The sequence below is a fragment of the Streptomyces sp. L2 genome (genome assembly GCF_004124325.1).
Classification (GTDB): Bacteria; Actinomycetota; Actinomycetes; order Streptomycetales; family Streptomycetaceae; genus Streptomyces.
Genome location: NZ_QBDT01000001.1, coordinates 4,575,053 through 4,589,671, shown reverse-complemented (window position 1 = coordinate 4,589,671; position 14,619 = coordinate 4,575,053). Strand labels below are relative to the sequence as shown.

The 14,619-nt window shown below is 74.4% G+C and carries 14 protein-coding genes; 4 read left to right on the top strand and 10 right to left on the bottom strand.

The annotated features are described in order from the left end of the window. Positions 1–28: 28 nt before the first annotated feature. The gene (locus tag DBP14_RS20510) at positions 29–262 is read right to left on the bottom strand and encodes an acyl-CoA carboxylase epsilon subunit (RefSeq protein WP_129308617.1); all 234 of its coding nucleotides are present in this window, start codon (positions 260–262) and stop codon (positions 29–31) included. After that, positions 259–1,803 carry an acyl-CoA carboxylase subunit beta gene (locus DBP14_RS20505; RefSeq protein WP_129311985.1) on the bottom strand — a complete coding sequence of 515 codons (1,545 nt, stop codon included), beginning with the start codon at positions 1,801–1,803 and terminating at the stop codon, positions 259–261. The genes DBP14_RS20510 and DBP14_RS20505 overlap by 4 nt, the downstream gene beginning before the upstream one ends. 226 nt (positions 1,804–2,029) lie before the next feature. Between DBP14_RS20505 and DBP14_RS20500 the strand changes: the two genes are divergently transcribed. Continuing rightward, positions 2,030–2,479, top strand: a complete 450-nt coding sequence (locus DBP14_RS20500; RefSeq protein WP_241740986.1) for a MarR family transcriptional regulator — start codon at positions 2,030–2,032, stop codon at positions 2,477–2,479. A gap of 170 nt (positions 2,480–2,649) precedes the next feature. On the opposite strand, the gene DBP14_RS20495 is transcribed toward DBP14_RS20500, so the two are convergent. Further along, entirely contained in the window at positions 2,650–2,898 is a 249-nt protein-coding gene (locus DBP14_RS20495; protein ID WP_129308615.1) for a hypothetical protein, read from the bottom strand. 78 nt (positions 2,899–2,976) lie between these two features. Beyond that, entirely contained in the window at positions 2,977–4,266 is a 1,290-nt protein-coding gene (locus DBP14_RS20490) for a hypothetical protein (protein WP_129308614.1), read from the bottom strand. Positions 4,267–4,498: 232 nt separating this feature from the next. Here DBP14_RS20490 and DBP14_RS20485 point away from each other — a divergent pair, with 232 nt between their 5' ends. Further along, the gene (locus DBP14_RS20485) at positions 4,499–6,109 is read left to right on the top strand and encodes an FAD-dependent monooxygenase (RefSeq protein ID WP_129308613.1); all 1,611 of its coding nucleotides are present in this window, start codon (positions 4,499–4,501) and stop codon (positions 6,107–6,109) included. A gap of 77 nt (positions 6,110–6,186) precedes the next feature. Here DBP14_RS20485 and DBP14_RS20480 read toward each other — a convergent pair whose 3' ends face one another. From DBP14_RS20480 to DBP14_RS20455, 6 genes are all read right to left on the bottom strand, one after another. Next, complete coding sequence (locus DBP14_RS20480) at positions 6,187–7,146, bottom strand: aldo/keto reductase (RefSeq protein WP_129308612.1); 960 nt, start codon at positions 7,144–7,146, stop codon at positions 6,187–6,189. Positions 7,147–7,329: 183 nt separating this feature from the next. Further along, entirely contained in the window at positions 7,330–8,601 is a 1,272-nt protein-coding gene (locus tag DBP14_RS20475; RefSeq protein ID WP_129308611.1) for a beta-ketoacyl-[acyl-carrier-protein] synthase family protein, read from the bottom strand. Further along, positions 8,601–8,840: a phosphopantetheine-binding protein gene (locus DBP14_RS20470; RefSeq protein ID WP_129308610.1), complete on the bottom strand. Its 240-nt coding sequence runs from the start codon at positions 8,838–8,840 to the stop codon at positions 8,601–8,603. The genes DBP14_RS20475 and DBP14_RS20470 overlap by 1 nt, the downstream gene beginning before the upstream one ends. 116 nt (positions 8,841–8,956) lie before the next feature. Next, positions 8,957–9,973 (bottom strand): beta-ketoacyl-ACP synthase III, encoded by a 1,017-nt coding sequence (locus tag DBP14_RS20465; RefSeq protein WP_129308609.1) that lies wholly within the window; start codon positions 9,971–9,973, stop codon positions 8,957–8,959. Then, positions 9,966–11,114, bottom strand: a complete 1,149-nt coding sequence (locus DBP14_RS20460; protein ID WP_129308608.1) for a ketoacyl-ACP synthase III family protein — start codon at positions 11,112–11,114, stop codon at positions 9,966–9,968. Before DBP14_RS20460 ends, DBP14_RS20465 begins: the two co-directional genes overlap by 8 nt. 5 nt (positions 11,115–11,119) lie before the next feature. Next, positions 11,120–12,133 carry a ScbA/BarX family gamma-butyrolactone biosynthesis protein gene (locus tag DBP14_RS20455; protein WP_129308607.1) on the bottom strand — a complete coding sequence of 338 codons (1,014 nt, stop codon included), beginning with the start codon at positions 12,131–12,133 and terminating at the stop codon, positions 11,120–11,122. A gap of 227 nt (positions 12,134–12,360) precedes the next feature. On the opposite strand from DBP14_RS20455, the gene fabG reads away from it, so the two are divergent. After that, on the top strand, positions 12,361–13,065 hold the full coding sequence (gene fabG, locus DBP14_RS20450; RefSeq protein WP_129308606.1) for a 3-oxoacyl-ACP reductase FabG: 705 nt from the start codon (positions 12,361–12,363) through the stop codon (positions 13,063–13,065). Between the two features lie 544 nt (positions 13,066–13,609). Next, positions 13,610–14,581 (top strand): HAD-IB family hydrolase, encoded by a 972-nt coding sequence (locus DBP14_RS20445; RefSeq protein WP_129308605.1) that lies wholly within the window; start codon positions 13,610–13,612, stop codon positions 14,579–14,581. Positions 14,582–14,619 lie beyond the last annotated feature (38 nt).

Below are 14,619 nucleotides of genomic sequence, written 5' to 3'. Positions count from 1 at the left end.
CCCATCGGGCGGGGCCGGGGCCGTCCGGTCACGACGGGCTGTGCCAGGTGGGCCGGGGGTGCCGGCGCCACACCGGCGCGGTCTCGGGTGCGCGGGACCAGGGTGCCGGGCTCCGGGGCGGCGGGGCGCGGTCCGGCTGGGGTGGCCGGGACAGCAACAGCGCGGTCAGGGCGGCGAGTTCATGGGCGTCGGGGCGGCCACGGACGATCCTGAGGACGGCTTCGGCGTCCAGGAGAGGACGGCCGGCCGGGACCGCGCTCACTGGGGCTGGTTCCCGTGCTTGCGGCCCGGCAGCGGGGCGTGCTTGGCGCGCAGCACCGCGAGGGCGTCGACGAGGCGCGCGCGGGTCTCGGCGGGGTCGATGACGTCGTCGACGAGGCCGCGCTCGGCCGCGTAGTACGGGTGCATCAGCTCGCTCCTGTACGCCTCGACCAGGCGGGCGCGCTCGGCGTCCGGGTCGTCGGAGGCGGCGATCTCCCGGCGGAAGACGACGTTCGCGGCGCCCTCCGCGCCCATCACCGCGATCTCGTTGGTGGGCCAGGCGAAGGACACGTCGCAGCCGATGGAGCGGGAGTCCATGACGATGTAGGCGCCGCCGTAGGCCTTGCGGAGGATGACCTGGACGCGGGGCACGGTGGCGTTGCAGTAGGCGTACAGGAGTTTCGCGCCGTGCCGGATGATGCCTCCGTGCTCCTGGTCCACGCCGGGCAGGAAGCCGGGTACGTCGACCAGGGTGACGAGGGGGACGTTGAAGGCGTCGCACGTGGCGACGAAGCGGGCCGCCTTCTCGCTGGCGTGGATGTCGAGCACGCCGGCCTGGGCGAGAGGCTGGTTGGCGACGATGCCGACGACGTGGCCGTCGAGGCGGGCCAGGGCGCAGACCACGTTGGTGGCCCACCGCTCGTGCACCTCGAAGTAATCCCCGTCGTCGACGATCTCCTCGATCACCGGCCGGATGTCGTACGCCCGGCTGGGGTCGGCCGGGACCAGGTCGGCGAGCCGGTCCGTGGGGCGGTCGGGGAGGTCGTCCGGGACGACGGCCGGGGGCAGTTCGCGGTTGTTGGCCGGGAGCAGGGACAGCAGGTGGCGTACGTCGTCGAGGCACTCCTCCTCCGTGTCGTACGCGAAGCCGGCGACACCCGAGACCGTGGCGTGGGCGTCGGCACCGCCGAGGGCGTCCTGGGTGATGCGCTCGCCGGTGACCGCCTGGACGACATCGGGGCCGGTGATGAACATCTGGGCGATGCCGCGCACCATGAACACGAAGTCGGTGAGCGCCGGGGAGTAGGCGGCGCCGCCCGCGCAAGGGCCCAGCATCACCGAGATCTGGGGGATAACCCCGGAGTTGCGGACGTTTCGCTGGAAGATGCCGCCATAGCCTGCGAGGGCCGTCACGCCCTCCTGGATACGGGCTCCGGCCCCGTCGCACAGGCCCACCAGGGGCGCGCCCGCCGCCTCCGCGAGATCCATCACCTTGTGGATCTTGGCGGCGTGGGCCTCGCCCAGGGCGCCGCCGAAGATCCGGAAGTCGTGGGCGTAGGAGAAGACGGTACGGCCGTACACCTTGCCCCAGCCGATCAGGACACCGTCGGTGTGCGGCCTTTTCGCCTCCAGGCCGAAACCGGTGGCGCGGTGCCGGCGCAGGGGCTCGATCTCCGTGAAGGTGCCCTCGTCGAAGAGGAGGGCGAGGCGCTCGGGTGCCGTCAGCTTGCCCTTGGCGTGCTGCGCCTCGGTCGCGCGGGCGCTGGGGCCCCGGGCGACACGGCGGCGCAGCTCGGCGAGTTCGGCGCGGCGCTCGGCCATGGTGGGCGGGGACGGGGGCGCGGGGGGTGAGGGGGGTGAGGGGGGTGAGGGGGCCGTCGACTCCGGGGGTGCCGAGGCGGTGAGCAGGTCTGTGGGGGCCGGGTCGGTGGGCGCCAGGTCGGTGCGGACCGGGGGGTTCTCCGCCAGGAGGGTCATGTTCTGCCTTTCGTCGTGCCATGATGGGTCACGCAAGAATCAAAGGGCTGACAGGGATACGGAGATTGTGGTGAGTGCGAGCACTGGCAAGTCGGTGGACCGGACGGACTGGTCGCTGGGGCAGCTGATCAAGCGGGCGGAGCAGTTGCTGGCCGCGCACAAGAGCGAGGCGCTCAGGGAGTTCGACCTGACCGTGCCGCAGCACGCCACCCTGCTCGGGCTGTCCCAGTCCAGTGGGCTGTCGGGGGCGCAGCTGGCGCGGCTGTGCGGGGTGACGCCGCAGACGATGGCCACGATTCTGGGGAATCTGGAGCAGAAGGGGTGGGTGGAGCGGGAGCCGTCCGAGATTCACGCCAAGGTGCTGGTGACTCGGCTGAGCCGGTCGGGGCGGGCGGTGCTGAAGAAGGCGGACGGGCGGGTGCAGGGGGTGGAGCAGCGGTTGGCCGAGGGGTTCGGGGTTCGGGAGCGGGGGCAGTTGCATGGGCTGTTGGAGCGGGCGGTGGAGGTGTTGGAGAGGTAGGGGGCGGCGGGGGTGCGTTGTCGGGTGCGGGTGCGTTGTGGGTTTTGCGCAGTTCCCCGTGCCCCTGAGGGGGGCCCTGCCCCGATAGGTCATGTTTCAGGTGCTGCGCCGTCGTGGCTGGTCGCGCAGTTCCCCGCGCCCCTTACGGGGCGCTGCAGGAGCCCGGGTTTTCAGGTGCGACGCCAGGCTCCCAATGCTGGGTCCTTCAAGGAGCGGGATACTGCCTGCTCCACCGTGGGGTGGTCGGCGTGCTGGGCCGGGGTGCTGATGGTGAGGGCGAGGTGGTGGTCGGTCACCGTGTAGTCGACCTCGCAGGACGCGGGCAGGTAGGCCATCAGCCGGGCGACGCTCAGGGCGGCGCGTGCGGCGGCGTCGGGGTCCTCGGTGCTGAGGGTGATGTCCAGGGTCCGTGCGGTCATGAGGGCTCTCACCGTTGAGTAGTGGATCTTGACTGTAGGCGAGCGGGGTGCGGCTCGCCAAGGCCCCCCTCACGGGAGTCATCGGCCCGCTCGGAGCGGTACGGCGCCCTGGGCCGGCGCGGGGACGGCCGCCGCGGCCTCCGTCGCCGCGTGCAGGACCGCCGCGCAGCCGGGGCCGTCGGCGGCGGTGGCCGTCAGGACGGCGATCGGGGTCAGCTCGCCGGCCGGGGCGGACAGTTCCGTCTCCGACTCGGAGACGACGCGGGTCAGCCCGGTGCCGCCGGCGTGGTGCAGGACGCCGTCGCGCACGCCGGAGCCGTCGACGGGGCGGACGAAGCGCACGCCGGCCGAGCGGCGGTGCAGGATGCGCTCGCCGACCTCCTGGCCGAGGGCGAGTTCGACGGCCGCGGTGGGCAGGTCGGCGCCGGTCGCCATGTAGCCGATGAGCGGCAGCAGGTCGCCGGGGACCCAGGTGCCGACCTGGGTGACGCGGGGGCCGTCGGCGGTCAGCACCAGGTCGAGGTGGGTCACGCCGTGCAGGATGCCGAGCGCGCGGTGCGCCCGGACCACCACGTCGGACACCTCGGGGTCGAGGGGATCGGTGGCGTCGACGACGTAGCTCTTGGTCTCCCGTACGGCGGTCAGCTCGCCGTCGCGCCGGGCGGTGAACCAGATCCGCACCCGGCCCGCGCTCACCGTGGAGCAGACGACCAGTTCGGGGCCCTCCAGGCACTCCTCGACGATGGCCTCACCGGTGCGGCCCGTCACGCCGGCCCCGGTGCCGAGCGGGGCGCCGGCGACGGCGGCGAGGAAGGCCTGCTCGACCTCGTCGAGCCGGTCGACGCGGTGGCCGGCGGCGCCCGCGCCGCGGTGCCGGGCGCGGACGGTGACGGGCAGGCCCAGCTCGGCGGCGGCCTCCTCGGCGGCCCGCACGCCGGTCGCCGGGCGGGCGCGGACGACGCCGACGCCGGCCGCGTTGAGCAGTTCGCGCACCCGCAGCCGGTCCTGGGCGGTGCGCACCAGGGCGGAGCCGGGGCCGGGCAGCGCCAGGTCCTCGGCGAGGACGGCGGCGGCCTCGGCGAACCGCTCGTCGAGGCAGACGACGCCGTCCACGGGGTACTGGCGGGCGAGGTCCCGGCCGGCCGCGAGCTGCGCGGTGACGGCCGGCGTGGTGGTGGCGAAGTCCTCGACGTAGCGGGACTGCCAGCTGGGGACCTGGAGGTCCACGGCGACGAGCAGCGCCCGCTCGGCCAGGGCGGCCAGGGCGTACTCACGGAACTGGCGGCGGCCCGTGCCCATGACCAGGACGGTGGGGACGGCGTCGCCGGGGTTCAGCAGGGCGTCGGTGCCCGTGGGTGCGGTGCTCATGTCGGTGGTCCCTTCGATGACTCGACGAGGCTGCGGGTCAGCCGGTGGGCGGGGTGGCCTTGTCCAGACTGCTCCTCGGCGGGGCCCCGGACGGCCGTACGGGCCGCCAGGAAGCTGCCGGGTGGCGGCAGCTTGCTGCCATCCCCGTCCCCGTCCCGCCCGCACCCTCGCCCGACTATCAGAACACTGATATAAATCAGGATAGGTATTCGAGTGATGTCAGGAGACAGTCGTGTCCGAGATCAGCAAGCCCGTCCTGGTCGTCGGCGCCGGCCCGGTCGGCCTCACCACCGCCACCGAGCTGCTGCGTCGCGGTGTCCCGGTGCGGATCGTCGACAAGGCCGCCGGCGCATCCCCGCTCAGCAAGGCCCTGCTCGTGTGGCCGCGCACGCTGGAGATCCTGCGGCGCCTCGGCGGTGACGCGCACATCGCCGCCCGCGGCATGCCGCTGAACGCGTTCCGCTACTACTCCTCCGGCGCCCCCGTCGGCACCCTGCGCTTCCGCCCCCGTACCAAGCCGGTCATCCTGCCGCAGCCGGACGTCGAGGCGCTGCTGCACGACGCGCTGACGGACGCGGGCGGCACGGTCGCCTGGTCCACCGAGCTGCTCGGCGTCGAACAGGACGACACCGGCGTACGGGCCGTGCTGCGCGGCCCCGACGGAGCCTCGCACACCGAGGAGTTCGCGTACGCGGTCGGCTGCGACGGCGCCTCCAGCCGGGTGCGCGAGCTGCTCGGCATCCCCTTCGACGGGGCGACGTACCCGGCCACGTTCGTCGTCGCCGACATCGACATGGAGGGCCCACTCGAACACGACACCAGCCACTACTACTGCTCCCCCCAGGGCGTCCTGGTCACCTGTGGACTCCCCAACGGCCGGTTCCGTGTGTTCACTTCGGCGCCCGCCGACCTCGACCGCGACCACATCACCCTGGAGCAGGTGCAGCGCCTGGTCGACGAACGCGGCCCCGGTGGCCTGACGTTGAGCGACCCGGTGTGGATCAGCGCCTTCTCCGTTCACGCCCGCCGCGCCGAACGCACCCGCGAGGGCCGGGTGTTCCTCCTCGGCGACGCCGCCCACATCCACTCCCCCGCCGGCGGGCAGGGACTCAACACCGGTGTCGGCGACGCCCACAACCTCGCCTGGAAGCTCGCCCTCGTGCTGCGCGGCGCGGCCGCACCCGGCCTCCTAGACACCGCCGCCGCCGAACGCCACCAGGTCGCCGAGGCCGTCGTACGCCAGGCCGACGTGCAGACCAAGCTGTGGATGGTGCGCAAGCCGTACCAGACGGCGCTGCGCGACCTGCTCGTCCGCCTCGGCTCCGCCGCCCGGATCGCCGACCTCGCCTACGTACCCTGGCTGGCGGGCCTGCGCCTGGTCTACGGCGACCGGACCGGCCCCCGCCGCCGTATCGGGGGCCACGCCGACGGGGGCCTGCTCACGGACCGCGAGGTGTGGGACGCGCGCACCGCCCGCCGCCGCCCGCTGCGCACGGCCCTGGACGACGACCGCTACACGCTGCTCGTCGTGAGCGACGGCCGTCCGCTGCCGGCCGCCACGGCCCGCGCGGTCCGCTCCGCCGAGCGGCTCACCGGCCTCGTCGGGGTGCGGTACCTGGACACCACTCGGCAGGACCTGACCGACACGGCCCCGGCCCCCGCCGCGTACGGCCGTCCGCGCCCGCGTCCGCTCGGCCGTGGCCCGCTGCTGCTCCTGGTCCGCCCCGACCAGCACATAGCCCTGGCCCGCCGGGCGGCCGACGCCCACGAGATCCTCGCGGCCCTGACCCGGCTCGCCCCGGCGCCGGCCCGGGACGGGGAGCGGGTGCCGGTGGCCGCCTAAAGGGTGTTGCAGACACGCGAAGGGGCGGGCCCCGACCGGCGTCGACCGGTCCGGGGCCCGCCCCTCGCGCGTGCGGATCAGTACCGGGCGCCAACCGCGGCCGGCAGCCCGTTCAGCAGGCGTACGTCCTGCGCGCTCAGCGTCAGCCCGGCCGCCGCCGCGTTCTCGCGCAGGTAGGCCGGCTTCTTGGTGCCCGGGATCGGCAGGACGTGCGGGCCCTGGGCCAGGGTCCAGGCGAGGGCGACCTGGGCGCAGGTCGCCCCGTGCCGGTCGGCGACCTCGCGGACCCGGCCGACGATGGCCCCGTTGGCGTCGACCGCGTCGGCGGTGAACCGCCCGTTGTGCGCGCGGAAGTCGGTGGCGTCGAAGTCGGCGCCGGTGATGGTGCCGGTCAGGAAGCCGCGCCCGAGCGGGGCGAACGGCACGAACGCGGCACCGTTGCGCGCGCACCACTCCACCGTGCCGTTCTCCAGCGCGTCCCGCGTCCACAGCGACAGCTCCGACTGGATCGCGGCGACCGGGTGCACGGCGTGCGCGGCGGCCGCCTCCTCGGGGCCGACCTCGGACAGCCCGATCCGGCGCGCCTTGCCCTCGGCGACGAGTTCGGCGAGCGCGCCCCAGCTCTCCAGCAGGGGCACGTCCGGGTCGGGCCGGTGCAGGTAGTACAGGTCGACGCTCTCGGTGCCGAGCCGGCGCAGGCTCGCCTCCAGTGCCGTACGCAGATGGGCGGGTGAGCCGTCGCGGTGGAGGCGCCGGCCGGCCAGGTCGTCCACGACGAGGCCGCCCTTGGTGGCGACGAACGCCTCCTCACGGCGGCCGGCGAGCGCCCGGCCGACCAGTTCCTCGTTGTGGCCGTCCCCGTAGATGTCGGCGGTGTCCAGGAGGTTCACGCCCAGGCCGAGTGCCTCGTGGAGCACGGCGGCGGAGGCGGTGTCGTCGCGCTCGTCCTCCCGGTAGAGCCAGCTCATGCCCATGCAGCCGAGCCCGACGGGGCCGACCGCGGGGCCGAAGGGGGTGGTGGAGGGGGTGGGTGTCATGGGGTTCCTCGTGGTGAGCAGGGGGCCGGTGAATCTGTCTGGGAGAACGCACGAAAGACCGCCCCGGATCCGTTGGCGGGGGAATGGACGAGAGGATCCGGGGCGGAGCAGTGGGGGCCGTGGCGGACCGGGAGTGTGCTCTCCGGCCCGCCACGACCGGTTCAGGCGGTGGTGGTCAAAGCGTCAGGCCGCGGTCACCACCAGGACCGCGTTGTGGCCGCCGAAGCCGAACGAGTTGCTCGTGGCGACCTCGATCCGCCGCGTGCGCGCCCGGTCGCGTACGACGTCGATGCGCACCACGTCGTCGGCCTTGGTGAGGTTGGCCGTCGGCGGCACCGTGCCGCGTTCGACCGCCAGCACCGTGTACGCCGCCTCGATCGCGCCGGCCGCGCCGAGGGTGTGCCCGGTGACGCCCTTGGTGGAGGTCACCGCCGGGTTCTCGCCGAACAGCCGGTGCACGACCTTGGCCTCCGTCTCGTCGTTGAGCTTGGTGGAGGTGCCGTGCGCGTTGATGTGCGCGACGTCCGAGGCGCCGAGGCCGGCGTCGTCCAGGGCCGCGTTGACGGCCTGGGAGACACCGACGCCGGACGGATCGGGCGCGGTGGCGTGGTAGGCGTCCGCGGAGGAGCCGTATCCGCTGATGTTGGCGCGGATCCGGGCGCCACGGGCCCGGGCGTCCTCGACCCGTTCCAGGACGAGGACGCCGGCGCCCTCGGCGGCGACGAAGCCGTCCCGGTCGGCGTCGAAGGGGCGGGAGGCCCGCAGCGGGTCGTCCTGCCTCCCCGACAGGGCGCCCATCTGGTTGAGCCCGGCCATCACGGTCGGGGACAGCGCCGACTCGCTGGCACCGGCGATGACGATGTCGCAGGCGTGCGAGCGCAGCAGTTCCCGGGCGATGCCGATGGCGGTGGCCCCGGACGCGCAGGCGGTGGCCGTGACCAGGTTGGGGCCGCGGGCCCCGAGGTCGATGGCGACGTAGCCGGAGACCATGTTCATCATCGACATAGGGATCAGCAGCGGCGAGACGCGCTGCGGCCCGTGGTCCACCAGGCGGCGGTGCTGCTGCTCGAACGTGCCGGTGCCGCCGAGGGAGTTGCCGAGGACGACGCCGACGCGGGCCCCGTCCCAGGTGCCGCGGTCGAGGCCGGCGTCGTCGACGGCCTGCCGGGCGGCGACCATGGCGAGCTGGACGAACCGGTCCAGCCGCCAGGCGTTCTCCCGGCCGAGCAGCTCCATCGGGTCGAACCCGGGCACCCGGCAGGAGATCCGGACCGGTCCGCCGCCGAGGGTCGGGTCGGCCGCGGCGGCCGAGACGCCGGAGCAGACGCGCTCCCAGTTCGCCTCGACGCCGATGCCCGCCGGGGTGATGAGTCCGAGTCCGGTGACGGCGACGTCGAAGCGGGGTGTGTGGCCGCGGGTGTCCGTGCGTGCGCGGGCCTTGTCCAGGGCGGCCATCAGACCGTCACACCCTTCTCCTCGACGACCTTCACGGCGTCCGTCAGCGTGTGGGTCAGCGAGAGCTCGTCGTGAGCGACGAATATCCCGAACTCCTCGCTGATCGTGAGGGCGAGTTCCAGCAGGGCCAGCGAGTCGAAGCGCAGGTCGCCGAGCTGGGTGTCGCCGCGCAGCTGGTCGGCCGCGACGCCGAACTTCGAGGTCAGGATGGACACGACGCGGTCGTGGGTGGCGCTCATGGTGATCTCCTCAACTGGTGGGGTGGTGGTGCCGGGTGTTCTGGCGGTGCCCCGAGGGGGCGGTGCCCGGTGCGGGCGGTGTTCGTGGGGGGAGGAGGCCGCGGGCCGTCGTGGGGTCAGCCGGCCTCGATGCCGGGCCACTCGACGGCGGTCGAGCCCCAGGTGAGCCCGCCGCCGAAGGCGGTCATCAGGACCCGGTCGCCGGGCCGCAGCGTGCCGTCGGCGGCCGCGTCGGCGAGGGCGAGCGGGATGGAGGCACCCGCGGTGTTGGCGACGCGGTCGACGTTGACCACGGCCTTCTCGCGGGGGATCTTGAGCCGGTCGGCGACGGCGTGCAGGATGCGCAGGTTGGCCTGGTGGCCGACGAAGGCGTCCACGTCGGACACCTGCCAGCCGATCTCGTCAAGGACCTTCTTCGACGAGGCCGTCATGTGCAGGACGGCGTTCATGAACACCGGCTTGCCGTCCATCTGGAAGTACGTGTCCGCCGGCTTGGCCGGGAGCCCGGTGGAGCGTTGCGCGGAGCCGCCGGCCGGGACGGTGATCAGGTCCCGGCCCGTGCCGTCGCTGCCGAGGTCGAGCGCCTTGACGGCGCCCGGCTCGGCCGGGTCCCCGGCCCGCAGCAGCACCGCTCCGGCGCCGTCGCCGAAGATGACGCTGGTGGTGCGGTCGGCCGGGTTCAGGATGGTGGTGAACGCCTCGGCGGCCACCACCAGGACGCGTTCGGCCAGCCCGGAGGCGATAAAACCGGCGCCGGTGGCGAGGGCGTAGAGGAAGCCGGTGCACACGGCGGAGACGTCGAAGGCGGGGATGCGGCCGAGGCCGAGCCGGGCGGCGACGTCCGGGGCGGTGCCGGGGCACGGCCGGTCCGGTGTCGTCGTGGCCAGCACCAGCACGTCCGGGGTGAGGCCGCCGGCCGACTTCAGCGCCCGCGCGCCCGCCTCGACGGCCAGGTCGGAGGTGGCGGTGCCGGGCTCCACCACGTGCCGGGTGGAGATGCCGGTCCGGGTCCGGATCCACTCGTCGGAGGTGTCCAGGTGCTCGGCCAGCATGTCGTTGGTGACGACGCGTTCGGGAACGTAGGCCCCGAGCCCGGCGATGACGGCGGCCCTGCCGGCGGTCGGCCTATCCACGGCGGCCCTCCTGGCGGCCGTGTCCGGTGTGCTCGTGCATCGGTTGCGTCCTTGTCGTGTCGGCGGTGGTGGTCGGGTCAGCTGTTGCGGAGTCGGCGGGTCCGGCCGGCCGGGGCGGGGCCTGGACCAGCAGGGCTGACCAGGTGAAGCCGCCGCCGCCGCTGATCACCAGGGCGTAGCGGCCGGGGTCGAGGAGCCGGCCCTCGGCGAGGGTGGCCAGGTTGGCGGCGCCGTCGCCGGTCCCCAGGTGGCCGGTGTCGGGGGCCAGGTCGAGGGTGTCGGCGTGCGCCACGTCGGTGAGGGCGGGGCGGTAGGCGGTGTCGAGGGCGGTCTGGCCGAGCCGGGGCAGTGCGACGTACCGCAGCCGCGGGTCGCCCGGGGCCAGTCCGGCCGCGTCCAGCACGCGCCGCACCAGTGAGCGCACCGACCGCAGGGTGGCCTCGGTGAGCCGGTCGGGGCCGTGCTCCGCGAGGAAGGCCTTCTTGGTCCGGCGCACGTCCACGTACGGCGTGTGCGTCAGCGGCGCGGGGCTGAACTCGTCCTCACCGCGGTGCACGGTCTCCAGGTCCGGTGCGGCGGCCGTGGCCAGCGCCCGCAGGTGCAGGGCGTCGTCCGGGCGCGGCTCGCGGTGCAGCAGGACGGCGGTGGCGGCGTCGCCGTAGACCACGCCGTAGTCGCCGTTCCAGCGTCGGAACGCGGGCTCGGCGAACCGGTCGGCGGTGGTGACGAGGGCCTGTTCCCCACCCTTCCCGGCGAGCAGCCAGGCGGCCGCGGTCTGCAGGGCCAGGGCGCCGCCGTTGCACATCTGCTGCACCCCGAAGGGCACCGCACGGCAGGCGCCGAGCCGGTCGGCGATGTGGTGCGGCGGCGACCAGAAGTCGTGGCCCTGGTGATAGAGCCAGGAGTGCACCAATACGTCGATCCCGTCGGCGTCGGCGCCGGCCGCGCCCAGGGTCTGCCGGGCCGCGCGCACCGCCATCTCGGGCGGGGCGAGTCCGGAGACGGGCAGCTCGCGGGTGCCGAGCTTGGCCAGGTCGTCCGGGGAGAGCAGGCCCTCGGCGAGGGCGTCGGCCGCGGTGGACCGCTCGTGCGGCAGCCAGGTCGTCACCGCCCGGATGCCGATGCCGTCACGCAGGTCCATGCCGCTCACTCCCCGGCGGGCAGCGCGTCGCCCAGTTCGACGGTGACGGCGGCGGCCTCGACGCCGTTCTGCCGTACCGACACGCGTACGGCGGTGCCGCCGGCCGGGTCCGCGTCGACCGGGACGGCCTCCAGGGAGACCGGCGCGTCCAGTTCGACGTAGGTGGTGAAGGTGGCGGAGAAGGCGGTGACGGCCTGCCGGGACAGGGAGCCGCGGCGGTCGTTCGCCGTGAACAGGGCGAGCTGGCGGGCGGCTTCCATCAGCACCATGCCGGGCACGTGGTCCAGCGGGTGGTCGAACATGCTGGGGTGGTCGGCCGGCACCCGCAGCCGGGCGGTCGCGCCGCCCCGGCCGTCGGTCCGGGCGTCGCCGAGCACGACGTTGCGCGGGTCGGTACGGCCCACCAGGTGCGGGGCGACCTCGGGGCCGGCGTCCGGCGCCACGTGCGTGTCGGAGCGGGGCGCCGGGGTGCGGCCGCGGACGTGGCTGCGCGCGGCCTCGTACATCGGCGCCGACAGATAGCTCGCCTCCAGCCGCACGGCGCCGACGGGGGCGCCGCCGAGCCAGAGGTCCATGTGGTACTCCAGGCCGCGCAGTTCGCTGCCGCGGTACTGGGGCCGGACGGTGGACACCTGGACGGCGAGGCGGGCCGGTCCGGGCGGCAGCACGGCCGCCGGGCCGAGGCCGCGCCAGGACCAGGAGCGCAGGATGAACTTGGCGTCGCGGGGGACGTCGTGGAAGACGTGGGCGGCGTACGTCTCGGCCTGCCGGCAGCACTCGATCAGCAGCAGCGGGTCCGGCACGCGGCCGTCGTGGACCAGGTGGTCGGTGTAGTAGGGGTGCGTCGGCGGCAGCTGGGCGGCGGCCAGGAACCGGGTGTCGTCGACGCGCCGGGCGTCGGTGAGGAAGACCTCGCTCAGCGCCCAGCGGTGCAGCAGGGTGCGGTCGACGGTCCGCAGGTACTCCAGGTCGTCGATGCCGGTCAGCTGGTCGACCGTGCCCTCGGTCAGGGGCGGCATGGCAACTCCTCGCGCATCCGGTGACGTTGCAGGTCCGAGGGTTCCGTGTCGGGCGGTCCGCCGATGACATACATCCGGCCGGAATATCCGCCCTCGAATTTGTATCAGAACCCTGATTCGATGCAGTACGCTACACACGAGAGCCGGGCGGCGCAAGGTTTCCGCCAATCCGGCCCGTCACACACCGACCGCACACCCCCGCCCCACCGACTCCACTGGAGGCAGACATGTCCCGCTCCGTCCTCGTGACCGGCGGAAACCGCGGCCTGGGCCTGGCCATCGCCCGCGCCCTGGCCGCCGACGGCGACCGCGTCGCCGTCACCCACCGCAGCGGGCCGGCCCCCGAGGGCCTGCTCGGCGTGCACTGCGACGTCACCGACAGCGCGTCCGTCGAGGCCGCGTTCAAGGAGGCGGAGGAGGCGCACGGGCCCGTGCAGGTCCTCGTCGCCAGTGCCGGCATCACCAAGGACGGACTCTCGCTGGCCATGGCCGACGAGCAGTTCGACTCCGTGCTGGAGACCAACCTCTCCGGCGCCTTCCGGGTGGCCCGCCGCGCCGCGCGCTCGATGCTGCGCACGCGGGGCGGCCGTATCGTCTTCATCTCCTCCGTCAACGGGCTGCGCGGCAACGCCGGCCAGGCCAACTACGCGGCCTCCAAGGCGGGTCTGGTCGGCCTCGCCCGCTCCCTCGCCCGCGAGCTGGGCCCGCGCGGCATCACCGCGAACGTCGTCGCCCCCGGGTACGCCCGCACCGACATGACCGCCGCGCTCTCCGAGGAGTTCCTGTCGGGCATCACCGCCCAGGTGCCGCTGGGCCGCCTCGCCGACCCCGAGGACGTCGCGGAGGCGGTCCGCTACCTCGCGAGCGACCGCGCCGGCTACGTCACCGGCGCGATCCTCCCGGTCGACGGCGGCCTCGGCATGGGCCACTGAGCCGCCCCGGTGTCTCCGCCGAGCGAAGGGCACCCGAACCCGTCCCCGACTCCCCGGCCCGCGACGGGCCGCTGAACCCGCAACCACCTTCCCGCCCGGCGCCGGGCCGCTGAACCCGCGCCGCACTTCCCACCCCGCAACGGGCCGCTGAACCCGCGCCACACTTCCCACCCCGCGACGGGCCGCTGAACCCGCGCCGCACTTCCCACCCCGCAACGGGCCGCTGAACCCGCGCCACACTTCCCACCCCGCAACGGGCCGCTGAACCCGCGCCACACTTCCCGCCCCGCAACGGGCCGCTGAACCCGCGCCAGACTCTCCGTCCCGCGACGGGCCGCTGAACCCGCAACCACCTTCCCGCCCGGCGCCCGGCCGCTGAACCCGCGCCACACTTCCCACCCCGCGACGGGCCACTGAACCCGCGCGCGTCAGTCCGCCCAGCCCACACCAACGCCAGGAGGACCCAGCCATGCCTACACCTGTGCCCGCGAACTCTGCGGCAGCCGGTACGTCCGCACCGGTTCATGCACCTACGCCGGTCCACGTGCCGAAGCCCACCGAAGTGCCGGCGGCGGTGCACGCCCCGACGCCGGTCCACGCGCCGACTCCCACCGGCAGGCCGACGCCCGCCAACAGGCCGGCACGCGTCGGCGGTCCGGCTCCCATCAGCTCGTGGGCGTCGGCCACTACGCCTGTCGTCACTGCCCCGGCCGCGACCACCTCGGTCGCCGACGCCGCACCGGCGTCCCTCGCCGCCTCGGCAACCGCATCCCCCACCGCGCCCGCGGCCGCGCTCTACTCCCCACCCGCGCCCGCACCCGCATCGGCGCCCCCGCCCCAACCCGGCCCTGGCGAACCCGGCACCCCCGTCGGTGCCTTCTTCGACGTCGATGAGACCCTCGTCACCGTCAAGAGCATGTTCCGCTTCCTGGCGTACTACTGGGCGGCGACCGGGCAGCCGTCCGGGCGGTACGAGGGGGTGGCGGCGGAGTTCGCCGGGCTGCCCGCGCAGGGGGTCACCCGGGAGGAGTCCAATCGGCGCTTCTACCGGCTGTTCGCCGGGGACCGGGCGGAGGAGGTGGCGCGGCACGGCCGGGAGTGGTTCGCGGCGGAGTCCGCGCGGCCCGGCTTCTGGCAGCGGGCCGGTGTCGAGGCGTTCCGCCGGCACCTCGCGGCCGGACACCACACCGTGCTGGTCTCGGGTTCCTTCCGGCCCTGCCTCGACCCGCTGGCCCGCGCCCTCGGCGCCCACACCGTGCTCTGCTCGGAGCCCGAGATCGCCGACGGCCACTACACCGGCCGGCTGGCGACCCCGATGATCGGCGACGCCAAGGGCACCGCCGCCCGCTCCCTGATGGGCCGCCTCGGCCTCTCCCCCGCCGCCTGCCACGCCTACGGCGACCACTCCTCCGACCTGCCCCTGCTGGCCCAGGTCGGCCACCCGGTCGCGGTCGGCGACGACCCCGTACTGCTCCGGCACATACGGACGCACGGGGGCCGGCGACTCGCCGTATGACGGCCTCGGACGACATGCGGGCGCCCCCGGTACGGATG